General features: G+C 65.9%; 22 protein-coding genes. 13 read left to right on the top strand and 9 right to left on the bottom strand.

Features of this window, described 5'->3' with window-relative positions; genetic code table 11:
- Positions 1-33: 33 nt before the first annotated feature.
- Complete coding sequence (locus tag IEW58_RS04975) at positions 34-873, top strand: Coq4 family protein (RefSeq protein WP_188644106.1); 840 nt, start codon at positions 34-36, stop codon at positions 871-873.
- Here IEW58_RS04975 and purL read toward each other — a convergent pair whose 3' ends face one another.
- Positions 874-3,063 carry a phosphoribosylformylglycinamidine synthase subunit PurL gene (gene purL / locus IEW58_RS04980; protein WP_188644107.1) on the bottom strand — a complete coding sequence of 730 codons (2,190 nt, stop codon included), beginning with the start codon at positions 3,061-3,063 and terminating at the stop codon, positions 874-876.
- 124 nt (positions 3,064-3,187) lie between these two features.
- Here purL and IEW58_RS04985 point away from each other — a divergent pair, with 124 nt between their 5' ends.
- The 6 genes from IEW58_RS04985 to queA all read left to right on the top strand — a co-directional run bounded on the left by IEW58_RS04985 (position 3,188) and on the right by queA (position 7,250).
- Positions 3,188-3,655, top strand: coding sequence for a YbjN domain-containing protein (locus IEW58_RS04985; protein WP_188644108.1), 468 nt, complete (start codon positions 3,188-3,190; stop codon positions 3,653-3,655).
- A 47-nt stretch (positions 3,656-3,702) separates the two neighbouring features.
- Positions 3,703-3,954 (top strand): exodeoxyribonuclease VII small subunit, encoded by a 252-nt coding sequence (locus tag IEW58_RS04990; protein ID WP_188644109.1) that lies wholly within the window; start codon positions 3,703-3,705, stop codon positions 3,952-3,954.
- Positions 3,947-4,858, top strand: a complete 912-nt coding sequence (locus IEW58_RS04995) for a polyprenyl synthetase family protein (RefSeq protein WP_188644110.1) — start codon at positions 3,947-3,949, stop codon at positions 4,856-4,858. The genes IEW58_RS04990 and IEW58_RS04995 overlap by 8 nt, the downstream gene beginning before the upstream one ends.
- 1 nt (position 4,859) lies before the next feature.
- Positions 4,860-5,381: a pantetheine-phosphate adenylyltransferase gene (gene coaD, locus IEW58_RS05000; RefSeq protein ID WP_268237098.1), complete on the top strand. Its 522-nt coding sequence runs from the start codon at positions 4,860-4,862 to the stop codon at positions 5,379-5,381.
- Between the two features lie 75 nt (positions 5,382-5,456).
- Positions 5,457-6,182, top strand: coding sequence for a peptidylprolyl isomerase (locus IEW58_RS05005; protein WP_188644112.1), 726 nt, complete (start codon positions 5,457-5,459; stop codon positions 6,180-6,182).
- A gap of 39 nt (positions 6,183-6,221) precedes the next feature.
- On the top strand, positions 6,222-7,250 hold the full coding sequence (gene queA / locus IEW58_RS05010) for a tRNA preQ1(34) S-adenosylmethionine ribosyltransferase-isomerase QueA (protein ID WP_188644113.1): 1,029 nt from the start codon (positions 6,222-6,224) through the stop codon (positions 7,248-7,250).
- Here queA and ygiD read toward each other — a convergent pair.
- Positions 7,247-8,098 (bottom strand): 4,5-DOPA-extradiol-dioxygenase, encoded by an 852-nt coding sequence (gene ygiD, locus IEW58_RS05015; RefSeq protein ID WP_188644114.1) that lies wholly within the window; start codon positions 8,096-8,098, stop codon positions 7,247-7,249. The two genes, queA and ygiD, sit on opposite strands and share 4 nt — an antisense overlap.
- 91 nt (positions 8,099-8,189) lie before the next feature.
- Between ygiD and IEW58_RS05020 the strand changes: the two genes are divergently transcribed.
- The 5 genes from IEW58_RS05020 to IEW58_RS05040 are packed head-to-tail and all read left to right on the top strand — an operon-like array spanning position 8,190 to position 12,672.
- On the top strand, positions 8,190-9,125 hold the full coding sequence (locus tag IEW58_RS05020) for an ABC transporter ATP-binding protein (RefSeq protein ID WP_188644115.1): 936 nt from the start codon (positions 8,190-8,192) through the stop codon (positions 9,123-9,125).
- Positions 9,122-9,886 carry an ABC transporter permease gene (locus IEW58_RS05025; RefSeq protein ID WP_188644116.1) on the top strand — a complete coding sequence of 255 codons (765 nt, stop codon included), beginning with the start codon at positions 9,122-9,124 and terminating at the stop codon, positions 9,884-9,886. Before IEW58_RS05020 ends, IEW58_RS05025 begins: the two co-directional genes overlap by 4 nt.
- Before the next feature lie 43 nt (positions 9,887-9,929).
- Positions 9,930-10,847: a DUF481 domain-containing protein gene (locus IEW58_RS05030; protein WP_229658441.1), complete on the top strand. Its 918-nt coding sequence runs from the start codon at positions 9,930-9,932 to the stop codon at positions 10,845-10,847.
- 2 nt (positions 10,848-10,849) lie between these two features.
- Positions 10,850-11,980 (top strand): tRNA guanosine(34) transglycosylase Tgt, encoded by a 1,131-nt coding sequence (gene tgt / locus IEW58_RS05035; protein ID WP_188644118.1) that lies wholly within the window; start codon positions 10,850-10,852, stop codon positions 11,978-11,980.
- The gene (locus IEW58_RS05040; RefSeq protein WP_188644119.1) at positions 11,977-12,672 is read left to right on the top strand and encodes an SDR family NAD(P)-dependent oxidoreductase; all 696 of its coding nucleotides are present in this window, start codon (positions 11,977-11,979) and stop codon (positions 12,670-12,672) included. The genes tgt and IEW58_RS05040 overlap by 4 nt, the downstream gene beginning before the upstream one ends.
- Positions 12,673-12,678: 6 nt before the next feature.
- Here the strand turns inward: IEW58_RS05040 and IEW58_RS05045 are convergent, their stop codons facing one another.
- Positions 12,679-12,849 (bottom strand): hypothetical protein, encoded by a 171-nt coding sequence (locus tag IEW58_RS05045; protein ID WP_188644120.1) that lies wholly within the window; start codon positions 12,847-12,849, stop codon positions 12,679-12,681.
- 126 nt (positions 12,850-12,975) lie between these two features.
- On the bottom strand, positions 12,976-13,590 hold the full coding sequence (rpsD, locus tag IEW58_RS05050; RefSeq protein WP_188644121.1) for a 30S ribosomal protein S4: 615 nt from the start codon (positions 13,588-13,590) through the stop codon (positions 12,976-12,978).
- 198 nt (positions 13,591-13,788) lie between these two features.
- Here rpsD and IEW58_RS05055 point away from each other — a divergent pair, with 198 nt between their 5' ends.
- Positions 13,789-14,100, top strand: a complete 312-nt coding sequence (locus IEW58_RS05055; RefSeq protein WP_188644122.1) for a chorismate mutase — start codon at positions 13,789-13,791, stop codon at positions 14,098-14,100.
- On the opposite strand, the gene IEW58_RS05060 is transcribed toward IEW58_RS05055, so the two are convergent.
- From IEW58_RS05060 to rpiB, 5 genes are read right to left on the bottom strand one after another with little or no spacing between them, the layout of a single operon-like run.
- Positions 14,097-14,816: an RNA methyltransferase gene (locus tag IEW58_RS05060; protein ID WP_188644123.1), complete on the bottom strand. Its 720-nt coding sequence runs from the start codon at positions 14,814-14,816 to the stop codon at positions 14,097-14,099. The two genes, IEW58_RS05055 and IEW58_RS05060, sit on opposite strands and share 4 nt — an antisense overlap.
- A 28-nt stretch (positions 14,817-14,844) precedes the next feature.
- A complete protein-coding gene (gene nrdR, locus IEW58_RS05065; protein WP_188644124.1) occupies positions 14,845-15,309 on the bottom strand; it encodes a transcriptional regulator NrdR in 465 nt (154 codons plus the stop codon).
- A 9-nt stretch (positions 15,310-15,318) separates the two neighbouring features.
- Positions 15,319-15,546: a hypothetical protein gene (locus IEW58_RS05070; protein ID WP_188644125.1), complete on the bottom strand. Its 228-nt coding sequence runs from the start codon at positions 15,544-15,546 to the stop codon at positions 15,319-15,321.
- A gap of 2 nt (positions 15,547-15,548) precedes the next feature.
- Complete coding sequence (gene glyA, locus IEW58_RS05075) at positions 15,549-16,898, bottom strand: serine hydroxymethyltransferase (RefSeq protein ID WP_188644126.1); 1,350 nt, start codon at positions 16,896-16,898, stop codon at positions 15,549-15,551.
- Complete coding sequence (gene rpiB, locus IEW58_RS05080; protein WP_188644127.1) at positions 16,895-17,347, bottom strand: ribose 5-phosphate isomerase B; 453 nt, start codon at positions 17,345-17,347, stop codon at positions 16,895-16,897. Before rpiB ends, glyA begins: the two co-directional genes overlap by 4 nt.
- Between the last annotated feature and the right edge of the window lie 78 nt (positions 17,348-17,425).

Raw genomic sequence — 17,425 nt, forward strand, 5'->3', positions numbered from 1 at the left:
TATATTGACATAGCTGTCAGTAGAGGCGCCGCGATGACCGACCTGCAACCGCTTCCTTCGTCCGATCCATATCACGCGTGCGCCGCCGACGGCACGCTGTTCCGCAATCCGGCCCGGCGCCAGCCGAAGCGCGATGTGCGCAAGGCGCTGCGCAAGTTCAACGAGCTGATCAAGGACAAGGAGAACACCGCGCTGGTGTTCGAGATTTACGAATCACTGCCTTCGAAAAGCTTCATGCCGCGTGCGCAGGCTCTCACCCTGAGCGAGCGCGGCGAGACGCTTCGCCGCGAGGAGCCGTTCCTGCCGCCGCTGCTCGACGATCATGCGGCACTGCGCAAGCTGCCCAAGGGCTCGGTCGCGCACGCCTATTGCGACTTCATGGAGAGCGAGGGGCTTACCGCCGCAGGACTCGTCGCCGAATCCGAGAAGAACGGCCGTCCGCATTACGATGACCTCATCGAATGGTACGGCTTCCGCCAACGCGACACGCATGACCTGATGCACGTACTGACCGGCTATGGCCGCGACGCCTTGGGCGAACAGTGCGTGTTGCTGTTCACCCACGGCCAGCAGCCGGCGGCGGGGCACCTGCTGCTCGGTTATGCAGGCGCGCTCAACATCGTGAAGACGGTCAAGAGCAAGGCGCCGGTGTTCCGCGCGGTGCGTGAAGCGCATCGCCTGGGCAAGGCGTGCCCGCCGCTGGTGCACATGTCGATCCGCGAGCTGCTGGCGATGGATCTCGCCGAAGCGCGCGCGAAGCTCAACATAACGACGCCGGTCTGGTACCGGCGCTGCCACCAGATCTGGCGCAGCGAGGGCGTCGATCCCTACGACCTGCTGGCGAAGCAGGCCGTGGAAAAGCTGGCGGCCTAGTTACGCCATCCAGTCGCGGAAGAAGCTCTCGCTTGCCTCGCGCAGGTCGCTGAGCGCGACGGCCTGTTCCCCGATGACGAGGGAATCACCGCCAGTGGTTCCGATCCTCTCGAACGGCACCTTTGCGCGATCGAGTTCGACTCCCGGCGCGAGTGTGACGAGATAGCGCCCCTGGCTTTCGTTGAAGGCGAAGGCGCTGGTCATAGCGTCGACAGTCGCGCCGATCCCGCCAGCGAGCGCCATTTCCGCCAACGCAACCAGCAAGCCGCCATCGCTGACGTCGTGAACAGCGGTCACCTTGCCATCGGCGATGAGTTGGCGAACGATCTCTCCGTAAAGCCGCTCGTCCTTCAAATCGACGCGCGGCGGATCTCCGTCCTCGCGGCCGTGGATCTCGCGCAGCCAGAGCGATTGGCCGAGTTCGGGATAGTGGGCACCGATCGCCAGGATCGTTTCGCCTTCGGTCTTAAATGCAATGGTCGCCATCTGCGCGTAATCGGCGATCACGCCGACGCCGCCGATTGCGGGGGTGGGCAGGATCGCGCTCCCGCCACCGGTCGCCTTGCTTTCGTTGTAGAGTGATACGTTGCCGCTCACGATCGGGAAGTCGAGCGCGCGGCAGGCGTCGCCCATGCCCTCGAGGCAACCGGTGAGCTGGGCCATGATCTCCGGCCGCTGCGGATTCGCGAAATTCAGGCAGTTGGTCACCGCCAAGGGCTTCGCGCCGACCGCGCACAGGTTGCGGTATGCCTCCGCGATCGCCTGCTTGCCGCCTTCGTAAGGGTCCGCATAGCAATAGCGCGGGGTGCAGTCGGTCGTCATCGCCAGCGCCTTGCGCGAGCCATGGACGCGGACCACCGCGGCGTCGCCGCCCGATAGCTGAAGCGTGTCCGCGCCGACCTGGCTGTCGTACTGCTCCCAGATCCACCGCCGAGAGGCGAGGTCGGGGCAGGCCATCAGCTTGATGAGGTCGGATGCGATGTCGCCGCCTTCAGGCGCCTCGCCCAGCGGAGCAACCTTGGCCCACGCTTTGTACTCTTCGCGGCTCATGGCCGGGCGGTCATACAGCGGCGCGTCGGCGGCGAGCGGACCCAGGGGGATGTCGCACACGATCTCGCCCTGCCATTCGAGCACCATGTGCCCGGTATCGGTGACCTCGCCGATTACCGCGAAATCGAGTTCCCACTTGCGGAAGATCGCCTCGGCCTCCGCCTCGCGGCCGGGCTTCAGGACCATGAGCATCCGCTCCTGGCTTTCCGACAGCATCATCTCGTACGGCGTCATGCGTTCTTCGCGGCAGGGGACGTTGTCCATCACCAGCCGGATGCCGGCCTTGCCATTGGTCGCCATCTCGACGCTGGAGGAGGTGAGGCCTGCCGCGCCCATGTCCTGAATGGCGACGATCATGTCGGTCGCCATCAGTTCGAGGCAGGCTTCGATCAGCAGCTTCTCGGTAAACGGATCGCCGACCTGCACGGTCGGGCGCTTTGCCTCGGCATCGTCGCCGAAGTCGGCGCTGGCCATAGTCGCGCCGTGAATGCCGTCGCGCCCGGTCTTGGAACCGACATAGACGATCGGATTGCCCACGCCGGTGGCGGCGGAGTAGAAAATGCGGTCGGCATCGGCGACGCCCACCGTCATCGCGTTGACCAGGATGTTGCCGTCATATGCTTTGTGGAAGTTCGTCTCGCCCCCCACGGTCGGCACTCCCACGCAGTTGCCGTAACCGCCGATGCCGGCGACGACGCCCTGGACGAGATGCTTCATCTTCGGGTGGTCGGGCCGTCCGAACCGCAGCGCGTTCATGTTGGCAACGGGGCGCGCGCCCATGGTGAACACGTCGCGCAGGATGCCGCCGACGCCCGTTGCCGCGCCCTGGTACGGCTCGATGTAGCTCGGATGGTTGTGGCTCTCCATCTTGAAGATGGCGGCCTGTCCGTCGCCGATATCGATGACGCCCGCGTTCTCGCCCGGTCCGCATATCACCCACGGAGCCTCGGTTGGCAGCTTCTTCAGGTGGATGCGGCTCGACTTGTAGCTGCAGTGCTCCGACCACATGACCGAGAAAATGCCGAGTTCGACCAGGTTCGGTTCACGCCCCAACGCGTGCAGGACGCGGTCGTATTCCTCGGGGCTGAGCCCGTGCGCTTCGACGACTTCGGGGGTGATGGGGGCGGGGCTGTTCGACATGGCCGCCGCTTAGCGCCAGTGCCGGAAAGGCGCGAGTCCCAATGGCATGTTGCCGATGGATGGATGCGCGCTAGAACAGTTCAGGGGCGCCTGCCGGCAGCGGCACGGAAAAGGGGATTGCACGATGTTCAAACCGGTCTGCGCGCTGCTTGCCGCGCTTGCCTCTGTAGCGGCAATGCCGGCATCCGCGGCCGAGGTTCGCGCGCAGGATGTCGCATCGGTGGTTACGGCGATGAAGAAGGCGGGCTACAAGGCCGACCTGACCCAGGACGGGGTGGGCGACCCGATGATAACCAGCGCGCTCGATGGCACCAAGTTCGTGGTCCTGTTCTACAACTGCACCGAACACGTGGACTGCCGCACGATCCAGTTCAGTACCGGCTACACCGGCTCATCCGCCGATGTGAACGACATGAACAAGTGGAACAGCAGCCAGCGGTTCGGTCGTGCGTATATCGACGATGAGGGCGATCCTGCCCTGCAGATGGATATCGATCTCGACGACGGCGGAATCAGCCAGGCCCTGTTCGAGGACAACCTGGAATTCTGGGCCAGCCTTGTTCCGCGGTTCGAGGACGCTATCGGCAACTGACCGGAGAGCGGCTTGACCCGCGCTGGCGCGGAAGCCAAACCGCGCCAATGGACCAGACCGCAAACGGCATCGACACGCTGACCTTTGAAGACGCGCTTAGAGCGTTGGAGGATGTCGTTCGCAGGCTCGAAAGCGGCGAAGTGCCGCTCGATCAGTCGATAGAACTGTACGAGCGGGGGGAGGCGCTGCGCGCTCACTGCCAGGCGCGGCTCGACGCGGCCCAGGCGCGGATCGAGAAGATCGTCGCCGGGCCCGATGGCCGCGCCAGCCACGCGGTTCCGTTCGACAGCAATGATTGACCGGCTCGACGACGACGGAAGCCGCCTGGCGGACGCCCTGGCGCGCATCCAGCGCGAGGTGGATGCCGCGTTTTCCGGGTTTCTTCCGGTACCCGAGGACGCACGTTCCCGGTTGGTCGAGGCGATGCGCTATGCCGCGATCGGAGGCGGAAAACGCGTCCGCCCGCTGCTCACGGTCGCCACTGCCGCCATGTACGCGGTCCAGCGCGATGCGGCTGTCCGCGCGGGCTGCGCGGTAGAGGCGATCCACGTCTATTCGCTGGTTCACGACGATCTTCCCTGCATGGACGACGACGACCTGCGCCACGGGAAGCCGACGCTGCACAAGGCGTTCGACGAGGCGACCGCCGTGCTCGCCGGCGACTCGCTTCACGCATTGGCATTCGAAATCCTCTCGATGCCCGAGACATCTGCCGATCCCATCGTGCGGGCACAGCTGATCGCCGCGTTGGCGGGGGCAAGCGGCTGGAACGGGATGGCCGGCGGGCAGATGATGGATATCGCCGCCGAGGGGCAGGGATACGATCTGCCGACGATCACGCGGCTGCAGCAACTGAAGACCGGTGCGCTGCTCGGCGCGGCGGTGGAGATGGGTGCAATCCTGGGCCGGGTGCCCGAAGAAGGACGCTCGCACCTGCGCTACTATGCGCGGGACATCGGGCTGGCGTTTCAGATCGCGGACGACCTGCTCGACGTCGAGGGGGACGAGGCGGCCGCGGGCAAGGCGCTGCGCAAGGACGAAGATGCGGGCAAGGCGACTTTCGTCAGCCTGATGGGCGTTGAAGCCGCTCGCACCCAGGCCAATGCGCTAGTGACCCAGGCCGTCGGCCACCTCGCCGCGCATGGGCCCGAAGCCGACCTGCTGCGCGCACTGGCGCGATACATCGTTGAAAGGGACCGCTGAAGTGAACGCCTCAGGATCGCGCGAGCGGGTGGGCATCTACCCGGGCACATTCGACCCGATCACGCTCGGCCACATGGACATTATCGAGCGGGGCGCCACTCTGGTGGACCGGCTGATCGTGGCGGTGACGACCAATATCCAGAAGTCGCCGATGTTCACCGACGACGAGCGCATCGCTATCGTCCGCCGGGAGGTTTCCGCGATCGGCAACATCGAGGTGGTCGGGTTCAATTCGCTGCTGATGGACTTCGCCGAAAGCCAGGGGGCATCGGTGATCATCCGCGGCATCCGCGGCGTGACCGATTTCGAATACGAATATCAGCTGACGGGCATGAACCGGCAGCTCAACGACCGCATCGAGACGGTCTTTCTGATGGCGGACGTCAGCCTGCAACCGATCGCCAGCCGCCTGGTGAAGGAGATCGCCCATTATGGCGGTGACATCGCCAAGTTCGTGAGCCCCGCGGTGCGTCAGGACGTGATCGACCGGGTGGCCAACATGGGCCGCGCCGACCCGCGCTAACCATTCATTGAACCGACAGTCCGTGCCCGCTACAGCGCGGGCCAACTAGACAGCTATCAAAAAGACGGGATCTCCATGCTGAACCGCCTGCTCGCCCCTTCGGCGTTGGCTCCTTTGGCGCTTGCCGCGCTCGCGTTTTCCCTGCCTGCCAATGCGCAGGACGATGCAGCGGCGAGCCCCGCGGCCGATACCGCGGCTCCGGTTGCCGATGCACCGGCGGGACCGCGCACGTATGCGGCGATTGATTACGACATCACCCACGATCCCGAGAACATCCTGCTGCTCGACCTTTCCAACGGTCGCCGCGTCGCCATCCGGCTGATGCCGGACTGGGCCCCGAACCACGTCGAGCGGATCAAGACGCTGACCCGGCAAGGCTTCTATGACGGAGTGAAGTTTCACCGCGTGATCGAAGGTTTCATGGCGCAGACCGGCGACCCGACCGGCACCGGGCGTGGCGGCTCCTCGCTTCCCGACCTCAAGGCCGAATTCAACCCGATGCCGCACCTGCGCGGCACGATCTCGATGGCGCACGCCGCGAGCGACGATTCGGCGAACAGCCAGTTCTTCATCACCTTCTACCCGCGCTTCAGCCTGGACCGGAAGTACACCAACTTCGGACGGGTGATCGCGGGCATGGACGCGATTGACGCCATCCAGCGTGGTGAGCCGCCTGCGAACCCTACGGTCGTGCTCCAGGCTTCTATCGCGGCCGACGGCAAGCCTCAGGCGACCGCTGCTCCGGCCGCTCCGGAAAGCGCGATTACCGCCGACATGCTCAACGCGCCGCAATCGAACTGATCCTCCCCCCGCGCGGATTCCTCTGCTAGCGCGCCGCCGATGCGCGTTGACCTGTTCGATTTCGACCTCCCGCCCGAGCTGATCGCGCTGCGCCCCGCGCGCCCGCGCGATGCGGCGCGCATGCTCGTGGTAGCGGGCGATGCGCCTTTCGAAGACCGGTCGGTGCGCGACCTGCCCGGGCTGCTCCGCGCAGGCGACGTCCTCGTGTTCAACGACACTCGAGTGATCCCCGCGCAACTGGAGGGGATGCGTGGAGAGGCGCGGATCGGAGCGACCCTGCACAAGCGCATCGATCTCAGGCGCTGGCAGGCGTTCGTGCGTAATGCCAAGCGGCTGCGCGAAGGCGATCAGATCGTCTTTGGCGCCGATGTGACGGCAGTCGCCGAGGCGCGCTTTCCCGATGGCTCGTGGACTCTCGCGTTCGCCGGCGATGAGCCCGTCGAGGTACTGCTCGAGCGGGCCGGGCAAATGCCGCTGCCGCCCTACATCGCCGGCAAGCGTCCTACCGACGAGCAGGACCGTAGCGATTACCAGACGATGTTTGCCGCGCGCGACGGTGCGGTCGCCGCGCCGACCGCTGCGCTCCATTTTACGCCCGAACTGATCGCGCGTCTGGATGAGGCCGGCATCGGCCGCGAAACCCTCACGCTCCACGTCGGCGCGGGAACCTTCCTTCCGGTCAAGGCCGAGGACACGGAAGACCATGCGATGCACGCAGAGTGGGGCCGTATCGACGGCGCCACCGCCGATCGCCTCAACGCGGCGCGGGCGGCGGGCGGAAGGGTGATAGCGGTCGGGACAACCTCGCTGCGGCTCATCGAAAGTGCCGCGGACGAAACGGGGACGATCCGCCCGTTCGAGGGCGACACCTCGATCTTCATCACGCCAGGTTACCGCTTCCGCGGCATCGACGGGCTGATGACCAATTTCCACCTGCCCAGGTCGACGTTATTCATGCTGGTGTCAGCGCTCGTTGGACGTGAGCGGATGCAGGCAGCCTATGCCCATGCGATCGGGCGCGGTTACCGCTTCTATTCCTACGGCGATTCTTCGCTGCTGCTGCCTTAGGTGTTGGTCTGGTCCGCCGGTACGTTGGCCGGGATCTCCGCCGCGTCTTCGGGGCAGGTATTCAGCGAGATCGGCGGCCCGACGTTGTATCCGGTCATCGACAGCGAGCCCATCGCATAGCCCTCCAGGATCGGCTGCGCGCCTCCCCCCTCCGCCGCGGCGAGTCCCGCGGTGTAGAGCAGCGGAAGGAAGTGATCGGGGGTGGGCACCGCTCGCGCGTAGTCGGTGTGCTGGGTGAGATCGGCGATCCCGGCCGGATCGCGCCGCATCTGCTCGCGCGCCGCTTCGTCGAACCGGCGCGCCCAGGCGGTCCCCGCAGTCGGCTTGTCCCATTCGATGAGCCGCAAATTGTGCACGACGTTGCCGCTCGAGACGATCAGCACGCCCTTGTCGCGCAAGGCGGCGAGCCGGGCGCCCAGATCGAAATGGTAGGCGAGCGGCTTCGATGCGTTGAGCGAAAGCTGCACCACGGGGACGTCGGCGCGCGGAAAAAGGTGAGCGAGCACGCTCCAGGTGCCGTGGTCGAGACCCCATTGCTCGTGATCGAGGCCAACCCACTCCGGCTTGACCGCCTCGACGATCTCTCCCGCGACTTCCGGTGATCCCGGGGCCGGGTACTCGAAATCGAACAGCTCCTGCGGGAATCCGAAGAAATCGTGGATCGTGCGCGGTCTGGACATGGCGGTCACCGCGGTCGCGCCGATGTACCAATGCGCCGATATCACCAGGATCGCACGGGGCCGGGGCAGCGCCTCGCCAAGCTCGCGCCATGCGCGCGTGTATCCGTTGAGTTCGAGCGTATTCATTGGACTGCCGTGGCCGATGAACAGGGCAGGCAACTTCGTCATGGGCGGGTTCCGATCGCTTGCCCCTCCGACAAGCGATGTGGGACTCACGTTCTTGCTTGGCAAGCGCGCCCGGTGACGCCACTCGCAGATCATGGAGTCTATTCTGCGCACCGAGAAGCTGACCAAGGTCTATCCCAACGGCCTGAAGGCGCTGGACGAGGTCGACCTCGAGATTCGCCGAGGCGAGATCTTCGCGCTGCTGGGGCCGAACGGCGCGGGCAAGACCACCTTGATCGGCGCGGTCTGCGGGCTGGTGCGGGTGACGGGCGGCACAATCACCGCGTTCGGGCAGGACCTGTATCACCATTGGCGCAGCGCGCGGCGCCGCATCGGGCTGGTGCCGCAGGAACTGGGTTTCGACATGTTCGATACCGTCCAGCGCCAGGTCGCCTATTCCCGCGGGCTGTTCGGCTGCGCGCCCGATCCCGACCGGATCGAGGAGGTGCTGCGCTCGCTGAGCCTGTGGGACAAGCGCAAGGAACAGATCCGCGCGCTGTCTGGCGGGATGAAGCGCCGCGTGCTTATCGCCAAGGCTCTCAGCCACGATCCCGAACTGCTGTTCCTCGACGAGCCGACCGCGGGCGTCGATGTCGAATTGCGGCGCGACATGTGGCGGCAAATCGCCGCGCTGCGTGAACGCGGCACGACCGTGATCCTCACCACCCACTATATCGAAGAGGCGGAGGAAATGGCGGATCGAGTCGGCGTGATCGACAAGGGCCGCCTGCTGCTGGTGGACGAGAAGGACGCGATGATGGCGCGCATGGGCCGCACGGAGGCGCGCTTCCAGCTCGCCGCGCCGCTGGCCGAAGTGCCGCCATCGCTGTTCGCCTATCCGCTGCACCTCGAGGATGACGGCATGACGCTCGCTTATCGAGGCGGCGACGGGACGGGCAAGGGCAGGGCGGAAGTCGCCGCGCTGGCTCAGGCCCTCGCGCAACAGGGCATTGCATACACCGCGATCGACCAGAAGGCTTCCAGCCTGGAGGACATCTTCGTGGGCCTCGTCGAGGAGGGCGCAGCATGATCAACTGGCGTTCCACCTATGCGATCTACCGCAACGAACTGGTGCGCTTCATGCGCACCGTGTTCGGATCGTTGGTTTCCCCGGTCCTCACGACCAGCCTTTACTTCATCGTTTTCGGAGCGGCGATCGGCGGGCGGATGAACGCAGTCGGCGGGGTGGACTACGGCGCCTTTATTGTCCCGGGCCTGCTGATGCTGACGCTTCTTTCGGAAAGCACCAGCAACGCCAGCTTCGGCATCTACATGCCGCGTTTCACCGGGGCGATATACGAACTGCTGTCGGCGCCGGTGGGCGTCGCGGAAACGCTTCTCGGGTTCGTGGGAGCGGCGGCGACCAAGAGCCTGATCCTGGCCGCCGTCATCCTCGCGACCGCAACGCTGTTCGTCGACTACACCATCGCGCACCCCTTGTTCGCGCTCCTGTTCGTCGTCCTCGTTTCGGCGAGTTTTTCGCTGCTCGGTTTCATCCTCGGTGTCTGGGCAGAAGGGTTCGAGAAGCTGCAGCTCGTACCGATGCTGATCCTTACCCCGCTGACGTTTCTGGGCGGCACGTTCTATTCCATCGAGATGCTGGCCGAGCCCTGGCGCACGGTCGCGCTGATGAACCCTATCGTCTACCTAGTGAACGGACTGCGCTGGACCTTTTACGGCAAGGCGGACGTCAGCATCGTGGTTTCGCTGGGACTGACGCTGGCATTCCTCGCGATTTGCATTGCGGTCATCGCATGGATCTTCCGCACGGGGTGGCGGCTCCGAAGCTGAGCCGCTAGTTGCTGCCCGCATGTTTCGCGTCGCGCTTCCTTTGGTGCTGCTGTCTCTCACCGCCCCTCTACACGCTGCCTTGCCGGACCCGGTGCGGGCGATGATCGCCGCCGCGGTGGAAACCGGCGATGCGCGCAAGGTCGACATGGTCGTCGATCTGGCCAAGGCGACCAATCCTGACGCCAAGGACGAGATCGAGGCGATCTATTCCGAATTCCGCGATAACCAGGCACGGCTCGCCTCGCGCAAGCAGCGCGAGAAGGAAAAGGCGATCCGTTCGGCGGGGCTGTTCGACCTGTGGAAAGGGCGGGGCGAGGTGGGCGCGAACCGCTCGACCGGCAACACCGACACACTGGGCCTCAGCGGGGCGCTCGCCCTCGAACGTAGGGGCATCGCCTGGGACCACAAGCTGACCTTGCGGGCCGATTATCAGCGCAGCGGCGGCAGCACATCGCGCGAAAAGCTGTTTGCTGCCTACGAGCCGCGGTACGACATCAGCGAGGGCACGTTTGCCTACGGTCTGGCCCAGTACGATCGTGATCCGTTCCAGGGCTACACCGCGCGCTTTGCGCTTTCGGGCGGGGTCGGCGCGAAGCTGGTCGACTCCGGTGCGCTGGATCTGTCGCTCAAGGCCGGGCCGGCTCTGCGCATCACCCGTGGCACCGATGGGGCGAGCGACACCCGCCTGGCCGGGCTGCTCGGGCTCGACGTCGATTGGCGGATCACGGATCGCCTGACGCTGACCCAAGACACCAATGCCGTCACCGAAAGCGGCGGCGCGGCGACGTTGCTCGTCGATTCGCGCAGCACGACGTTGAACCTGGTCACCGGGCTCGAAGCGAAAGTCAGCGATAGGCTGAGCACTCGCTTCTCGTACGCAGTCGATTACGACAGCAACCCGCCGGCAGGCCGGGTGGCGACAGACACGATATCGCGCTTCAGCCTGGTCTACGGGTTCTGACCGTGGCGCCCCGCTTCGAATTCTCGGTGGATGCCACCGACGGCAAGGCGCGCACCGGCGTGCTGAGGATGCAGCGCGGGGATATCCGCACCCCGGCATTCATGCCGGTCGGCACCGCCGCGACGGTCAAGGCGATGAAGCCGGAGACCGTACGTGCGACGGGCGCGGACATCATCCTTGGCAACACTTACCACCTGATGCTTCGCCCCGGCGCGGAGCGTGTCGCGCGGCTGGGCGGCCTTCACAAGTTCATGAACTGGCCGCGCCCGATCCTCACCGACAGCGGCGGCTACCAGGTGATGAGCCTGGCGAACTTGCGGAAATTGAGCGAGGACGGGGTCTCTTTCCAGAGCCATATCGATGGTTCCCGCCACATGCTGACGCCCGAACGGTCGATGGAAATCCAGCGCTTGCTCGGCAGCGACATCGTGATGGCATTCGACGAATGCCCGCGGGCAGACCGTCCGCTTCCCGAGATCGAGTCGTCAATGAAGCGCTCGATGCGGTGGGCCGAACGCAGCCGAACAGCGTTCGACGCGGGTGAAGAGCATGCAGCGCGTTCCGCCCTGTTCGGGATCCAACAGGGCGCGCTCGACGAAGGACTGCGCGCCCACTCGGCCGAGGCATTGCAGGAGATCGGGTTCGACGGGTACGCCATCGGCGGCCTGGCAGTGGGGGAGGGCCAGGAGGCGATGTTCGCCACGCTCGATTTCGCGCCCGATCAATTGCCGGCCGACCGGCCCCGCTACCTGATGGGGGTGGGCAAGCCGGACGACCTCGTCGGCGCGGTTGGCCGCGGGGTGGACATGTTCGATTGCGTGTTGCCGACCCGATCGGGCCGCAACGGGCAGGCGTTCACCTGGAACGGCCCGCTCAACATCCGCAACGCCTTTCACGCCGAGGCCGAAGAGCCGCTCGATCCGCGTTGCGGGTGCGACGTGTGCTCCACCTACAGCCGCGCCTATCTCCACCATCTCAACAAGGCGGGCGAGATGCTCGGCGCGATGTTGATGACCGAGCATAACCTCTCGTTCTACCAACAGCTCATGCAGGCTATGCGGGATGCTATCGCCGGAGGAAGCTTCGCCCAGTTCGCGGCATCGTTCCTGAGCGACTACCGGGCCGGCAGGTGAGCTGGCGCCGCGCCGTCGTGATCGGCGCAAGCGGCGGGATCGGCAACGCGCTTGCCGGCATCCTGGAAAACGGCGGCAGCGAGGTTCTGCCCTTTTCCCGCTCGTCACGCGACGCGCAGCGCATCGATATCGAGGACGAGGCCAGCATCGCCGCCGCTGCAGCCCGGGTCGCTGAAGGTGGGCCGCCCGACCTGGTGTTCGTGGCCACCGGCGCTTTGACGATCGGCGGCAGCCCTCCCGAGAAGACCTGGCGCTCGCTCGATGCCGACCTCCTCGCGCGCAGCTATGCCATCAACGCGATAGGTCCGGCGCTGGTCGCAAAGCACTTCCTGCCAGTGCTTCCGCGGCAGGGGCGCTGCGCTTTCGCCGCGCTGGGCGCGCGGGTGGGCAGCATCGGCGACAATCGCCTCGGCGGATGGTACGGCTATCGAGCCTCGAAGGCGGCGCTGGCGATGCTCGTGCGAACGCTCGCGATCGAACTTGCCCGCAGCCGGCCCGAAGCGGTTTGCGTGGCGCTGCATCCGGGCACCGTCGACACCGGCCTCAGCAGGCCGTTCCAGGGCAACGTCGCCGAAGGCAGCCTGTTCACGCCGCGGCAGTCGGCGGAGCGGATGCTGCGCGTCCTGGAAGGCCTTTCACCCGCCGACAGCGGTGGTCATTTCGCGTGGGACGGCAGCCGCATCGCGCCGTGACGCGGTTCAGGCCGAGAAATCGCGGCTTTCCAGTTCCGTGCCCGGATAGGCGATGAATCGTCCTGTCAGGCGGTCAAGAAAGCCTGCTCCGATGCGGCAGGCGAACGCCTGAGCCTGCTTCAGATCGGTGTACCATTTGCCGGCGCGGTGAGGGGTTCGAAAGCGATAACGTGTCATTTCATCCCGACAATCTGGCTTTGCCGCGTCGGTTCCTAAGTTGCTGAAAGTTTGCGGCGAGATGATGCCGAAACGAAAAAGGGCGGCCGTTTCGGGCCGCCCTTTCGCAAAATCGTGGAAGCTGGATCAGCGCGAGTAGAACTCGACCACCAGGTTCGGTTCCATCGTGACCGGATAGGGCACTTCATCCAGCGTCGGAACGCGGCTGAAGGTTACCTTGTCGGTGCCGTCGGGGCTGACGTAATCGGGAATGTCGCGCTCGGGCAGGCTCTGCGCTTCGATGATCAGCGCCATTTCCTGGGCCTTGTCGCCCAGGCTGATGACGTCGCCAGCGGCAACCCGGCGGCTGGCGATGTTGCACTTCACGCCGTTGACGCGAATGTGGCCGTGCGAAACGATCTGGCGCGCGGCGAAGATCGTCGGCGCGAACTTGGCGCGGTAGACGATCATGTCGAGCCGCCGCTCGAGCAGGCCGATGAGGTTCTGGCCGGTGTCACCCTTCATGCGGGCGGCTTCGGCGTAAGTCGCCTTGAACTGCTTCTCGGTGACGTCGCCGTAGTAGCCCTTGAGCTTCTGCTTGGCGCGCAGCTGCAGGCCGAAGTCGCTGGTCTTGCCCTTGCGGCGCTGGCCATGCTGGCCCGGACCGTACGAACGGCGGTTGACCGGCGAGCTGGGGCGGCCCCAGATGTTCTCGCCCATGCGGCGGTCGAGTTTGTGCTTGGCGCTCTTGCGCTTCGACATGATATGTCCTTCATTTTGCTGGACCATCCCAATGATGGCCGTTCAACCCGGCATCGCCCGGCGGACCTGCTATGTCCGCCGCGATCTCCGCTTCACCGGGATACGGGATCAAATGCGAGGCGCGCGCATAGCAGGAACCGTGGGAAGGTCAAGGCAGCGGCCTCGACAAAGCCAGCCCGACCGGCCAACGCGCAGGCCATGATCGACACCCTCAAGCTGCCCGACGATTGCCAGACGATGCTGGAGGTGCGCGCGGGCGTCGACCAGACCGACCGCGAGCTGGTAGCGCTGCTCGAGCGCCGTTTCGGCTATATGCGCGCCGCCGCGCGGATCAAGCAGGACCGCGCCAGCGTGCGCGACGAAGCGCGCAAGGCCGCGGTTATCGAAGCGGCGGCGGATCGTGCTGCTGCGGCCGGACTGCCGCGTGAAGCGATCGCGGAGCTATGGGAAAGGCTGGTCGAAGCCTCGATCGCCTACGAATTCGACGAGTGGGATCGCTTGCGCCGCTAATCGCGGTCGGGTTTGCCGAGGTGGCTCAGCACGCCGCGCAGGGTCCTGACTTCGAGATGGTTCCAGCCCGGCTTGGTCAGCAAGCTGCGCAGGGTCCGCCGCGTGTGCGGCCGCCGGCTTTCGGGCCGGAAGAAACCCCTGGGCTCAAGCATTGTCTCGAGCTGGGCAATCATTCCCTCCAGATCTTCCTGGGGCGCGGGCGGCAGGAGATCTTCCTCGGTCGGGGTAGCGAGCGCTTCGCCCTTCGACCACTCATAAGCCACCAGGATCACGGCCTGGGCCAGGTTCAGCGAGCCGAATTCGGGATTGATGGGCACCGTCAGGATGGCCCGGGCGAGGGCGACGTCGTCGGTTTCCAGCCCTGATCGCTCGGGCCCGAACAGGATCGCGCTGCGCCCGGTCTGCGAATGGATTTCGCGCGCGGCGGCGTCCGGCGTCAGCACAGGCTTGGTCACCCCGCGCTTGCGCACCGTGGTTGCATAGACGTGCGCGCAATCCGCGACAGCCTCTGCGGTGGTGGCGAACACGCGGGCATTTTCCAGCACCACGTCCGCCCCGGAAGCAGCAGGCCCTGCAGAGGGATTGGGCCATCCGTCGCGCGGTTCGACAAGGCGCATCTCGGTGAGCCCGAAATTGAGCATGGCGCGTGCCGCCTTGCCGATATTCTCCCCCAGTTGGGGACGGACGAGGACGATGACGGGCGGTTGGTGCTTCATGAACCGGACAGCGTGGGCAAGGGAGGGATCAGCCAGCGCCGCCGAAGTCGCGCACATTGCTGGCGAATTCCTCGAAATCGCGGGCTTCTCCGAAATCGCGGTAGACCGAGGCGAACCGGATGTAGGCGACGCTGTCGATCTGGCGGAGGCCCTCCATGACCATCTCGCCGATCCGCGCCGAAGGCACCTCGCTTTCGCCCGAGGTTTCGACCTGCCGCTGAATGCCGCTGACCAGTTGGTCGATCCGCTCCTGCTCGATTCCCCGCTTGCGCACCGCGAGCGTGATCGACTGTTCGAGCTTGCGCCGGTCGAACGGCTCTCGCCGGTCGCCGGACTTCACCACGGTCACGTCGCGCAGTTGCACGCGTTCGAAAGTGGTGAAACGCGCGCCGCAGCTTTCGCACTGGCGGCGCCGGCGTATCGCGGTGCTGTCTTCGGCCGGGCGGCTGTCCTTGACCTGCGAATCGTCGTGCGCGCAAAAAGGACAGCGCATCCGCGACGCTTACTTCTTGACGCGGTTGTAGAGCGCGATGCCGGCTCCGGCGAGGAGGCCGACCGGAAGGCTGATCACAGGGAGCAGGGCGCCGGCTACCGCGCCGATCGCTGCGCCGGCGAGCACCGGCTTTGTCGAGGGATGGTGCATGCCTTCCTTGGCCATGCCGCTGACTTCGCTCTTGATGTCCTCGACCCAGTCCTGCTTGCCGCCGTCGTTCGGGTTATTCTGGTCCATTGTCATTGCCTTCCGGGATATACGGGAAATTGATCGCACAGTTCGCTGACGCGGCGGCGGACGCTTTGTTCCACCTGCGCATCGCCTTCGGGCCCATTGCGCGAGAGGCCATCGACCACTTCGGCGATCAGGCCGCCGATTGCGCGGAACTCATCCGGGCCGAAGCCGCGCGTCGTGCCGGCGGGCGTCCCGAGGCGGATGCCGCTGGTCACGAACGGGCTGCGCGTGTCGTAGGGAATGCCGTTCTTGTTGCAGGTCAGGTAGGCGCGGTCGAGGCCGTGCTCGGCAGCCTTGCCGGTCACGTCCTTGGGCGTCAGGTCCACCAGCATCGAATGGTTGTCGGTCCCGCCCGAGACGACCCGCAGGCCGCCGGCTTCGACACCCTCGGCCAGCGCACGCGCGTTCGCGACGATGCGGTGCGCGTAATCTGCGAAATCGGGCCGTAGCGCTTCTCCGAAAGCGACCGCCTTGGCCGCGACGACGTGCATCAGCGGGCCGCCCTGGAGGCCGGGAAAGACCGCCATGTTGAGCGGCTTCGACAGCGCCTCGTCGTTCCACAGGATCACGCCCGAGCGCGGGCCGCGCAAGCTCTTGTGCGTCGTGGTGGTGGTGACGTGAGCGTGGGGCACGGGGGAAGGGTGCGCGCCGCCGGCGACGAGACCGGCGATGTGGCTCATGTCGACGAGAAGGTACGCGCCCACCTCGTCGGCGATGCTGCGGAATGCTTCCCAGTCCCACACCCGCGAATAGGCGGTGCCGCCGGCGATGATGAGCTTGGGCTTGTGCTCCAGGGCGGTCGCGCGGACGGCGTCCATGTCGATCCGCTCGTCATCCTTGCGCACGCCGTAGCTCACCGGATTGAACCACTTGCCGCTCATGTTGACGGGCGAGCCGTGAGTCAGGTGGCCGCCCGAATTCAGGTCCAGGCCCATGAAGGTGTCGCCCGGCTGCAGCAGCGCCAGGAACACCGCCTGGTTCATCTGGCTGCCGCTGTTGGGCTGGACGTTGGCGAATTCGCACCCGAACAGCTTCCTGGCGCGCTCGATCGCGAGGTTTTCCACCACATCGGCATATTCGCAGCCGCCGTAGTAGCGCTTGCCGGGATAACCTTCGGCATACTTGTTGGTGAAGACCGATCCGGTCGCCTCGAGAACCGCGCGGCTCGTGATGTTCTCGCTCGCGATCAGCTCGATCCGGTTGCGCTGGCGGTCGAGTTCGTGGCGGATGGCCTGGGCGATCTCGGGGTCCGCCGTGGCAAGGTCGTCGCCCCAGAACCGGGCCAGCGGGTCGCTGGTCCCGGCGTCGGCGCGGGCGAGGGTGTCGGATGCGCCATCTGCGAAAGAGGGGGTCATGCCTGCTCCTTGAATGCGGGCGGTTGGCTGAGCTTGTCGACGCGCCGCTGGTGACGGCCGCCGGCGAATTCGGTTGTCAGGAATGCGCCGATGCAGGCCTTGGCCATGTCGATCCCGATCAGCCGCGCGCCCAATGCGATGACGTTCGCATCGTTGTGCTCGCGCGCGAGTGCGGCCGACAGGGGTTCCGACACCAGCGCGCAGCGCACGGCGGGGTTACGGTTGACCGAGATGGAAATGCCGATGCCCGATCCGCACAGGGCCACGCCGAGCCGGGCCGTCCCGTCCGCCACCACATCCGCCAGCTTGTAGCCGTAATCGGGGTAGTCGACGCTGTCGGGGCTGTCGGGTCCGAGATCGGCCACTTCATGGCCCTCTTCGATCAGCCATTCGCGCAGGCGGGCCTTGAGATCGAAAGCGGCGTGGTCGGAAGCGATGGCGATGCGCATGCGCGCGCCATAGTCGTTCCGCTTTCCTGCCGCCACCCGCAATGCAAAAGCTGGCCTTGCCTGCGGGCTTCGGTGTGG

Origin of the sequence: Tsuneonella deserti (genome assembly GCF_014644315.1) — a bacterium.
GTDB classification, from domain to species: Bacteria; Pseudomonadota; Alphaproteobacteria; order Sphingomonadales; family Sphingomonadaceae; genus Tsuneonella; species Tsuneonella deserti.

What these genes read in the sequence shown, in the direction of transcription:
- IEW58_RS05025 (WP_188644116.1), top strand. Translation starts at nt 9,122, where the DNA reads ATGATCAACTGGCGTTCCACCTATGCGATCTACCGCAACGAACTGGTG.
- IEW58_RS04995 (WP_188644110.1), top strand. Translation starts at nt 3,947, where the DNA reads ATGATTGACCGGCTCGACGACGACGGAAGCCGCCTGGCGGACGCCCTG.
- IEW58_RS05070 (WP_188644125.1), bottom strand. Translation starts at nt 15,546, where the DNA reads ATGGACCAGAATAACCCGAACGACGGCGGCAAGCAGGACTGGGTCGAG.
- rpsD (WP_188644121.1), bottom strand. Translation starts at nt 13,590, where the DNA reads ATGTCGAAGCGCAAGAGCGCCAAGCACAAACTCGACCGCCGCATGGGC.
- rpiB (WP_188644127.1), bottom strand. Translation starts at nt 17,347, where the DNA reads ATGCGCATCGCCATCGCTTCCGACCACGCCGCTTTCGATCTCAAGGCC.
- IEW58_RS05055 (WP_188644122.1), top strand. Translation starts at nt 13,789, where the DNA reads ATGATCGACACCCTCAAGCTGCCCGACGATTGCCAGACGATGCTGGAG.
- purL (WP_188644107.1), bottom strand. Translation starts at nt 3,063, where the DNA reads ATGTCGAACAGCCCCGCCCCCATCACCCCCGAAGTCGTCGAAGCGCAC.
- queA (WP_188644113.1), top strand. Translation starts at nt 6,222, where the DNA reads ATGCGCGTTGACCTGTTCGATTTCGACCTCCCGCCCGAGCTGATCGCG.
- ygiD (WP_188644114.1), bottom strand. Translation starts at nt 8,098, where the DNA reads ATGACGAAGTTGCCTGCCCTGTTCATCGGCCACGGCAGTCCAATGAAT.
- IEW58_RS04985 (WP_188644108.1), top strand. Translation starts at nt 3,188, where the DNA reads ATGTTCAAACCGGTCTGCGCGCTGCTTGCCGCGCTTGCCTCTGTAGCG.
- IEW58_RS04975 (WP_188644106.1), top strand. Translation starts at nt 34, where the DNA reads ATGACCGACCTGCAACCGCTTCCTTCGTCCGATCCATATCACGCGTGC.
- glyA (WP_188644126.1), bottom strand. Translation starts at nt 16,898, where the DNA reads ATGACCCCCTCTTTCGCAGATGGCGCATCCGACACCCTCGCCCGCGCC.
- IEW58_RS05020 (WP_188644115.1), top strand. Translation starts at nt 8,190, where the DNA reads ATGGAGTCTATTCTGCGCACCGAGAAGCTGACCAAGGTCTATCCCAAC.
- IEW58_RS05060 (WP_188644123.1), bottom strand. Translation starts at nt 14,816, where the DNA reads ATGAAGCACCAACCGCCCGTCATCGTCCTCGTCCGTCCCCAACTGGGG.
- nrdR (WP_188644124.1), bottom strand. Translation starts at nt 15,309, where the DNA reads ATGCGCTGTCCTTTTTGCGCGCACGACGATTCGCAGGTCAAGGACAGC.
- IEW58_RS05005 (WP_188644112.1), top strand. Translation starts at nt 5,457, where the DNA reads ATGCTGAACCGCCTGCTCGCCCCTTCGGCGTTGGCTCCTTTGGCGCTT.
- IEW58_RS05045 (WP_188644120.1), bottom strand. Translation starts at nt 12,849, where the DNA reads ATGACACGTTATCGCTTTCGAACCCCTCACCGCGCCGGCAAATGGTAC.
- IEW58_RS04990 (WP_188644109.1), top strand. Translation starts at nt 3,703, where the DNA reads ATGGACCAGACCGCAAACGGCATCGACACGCTGACCTTTGAAGACGCG.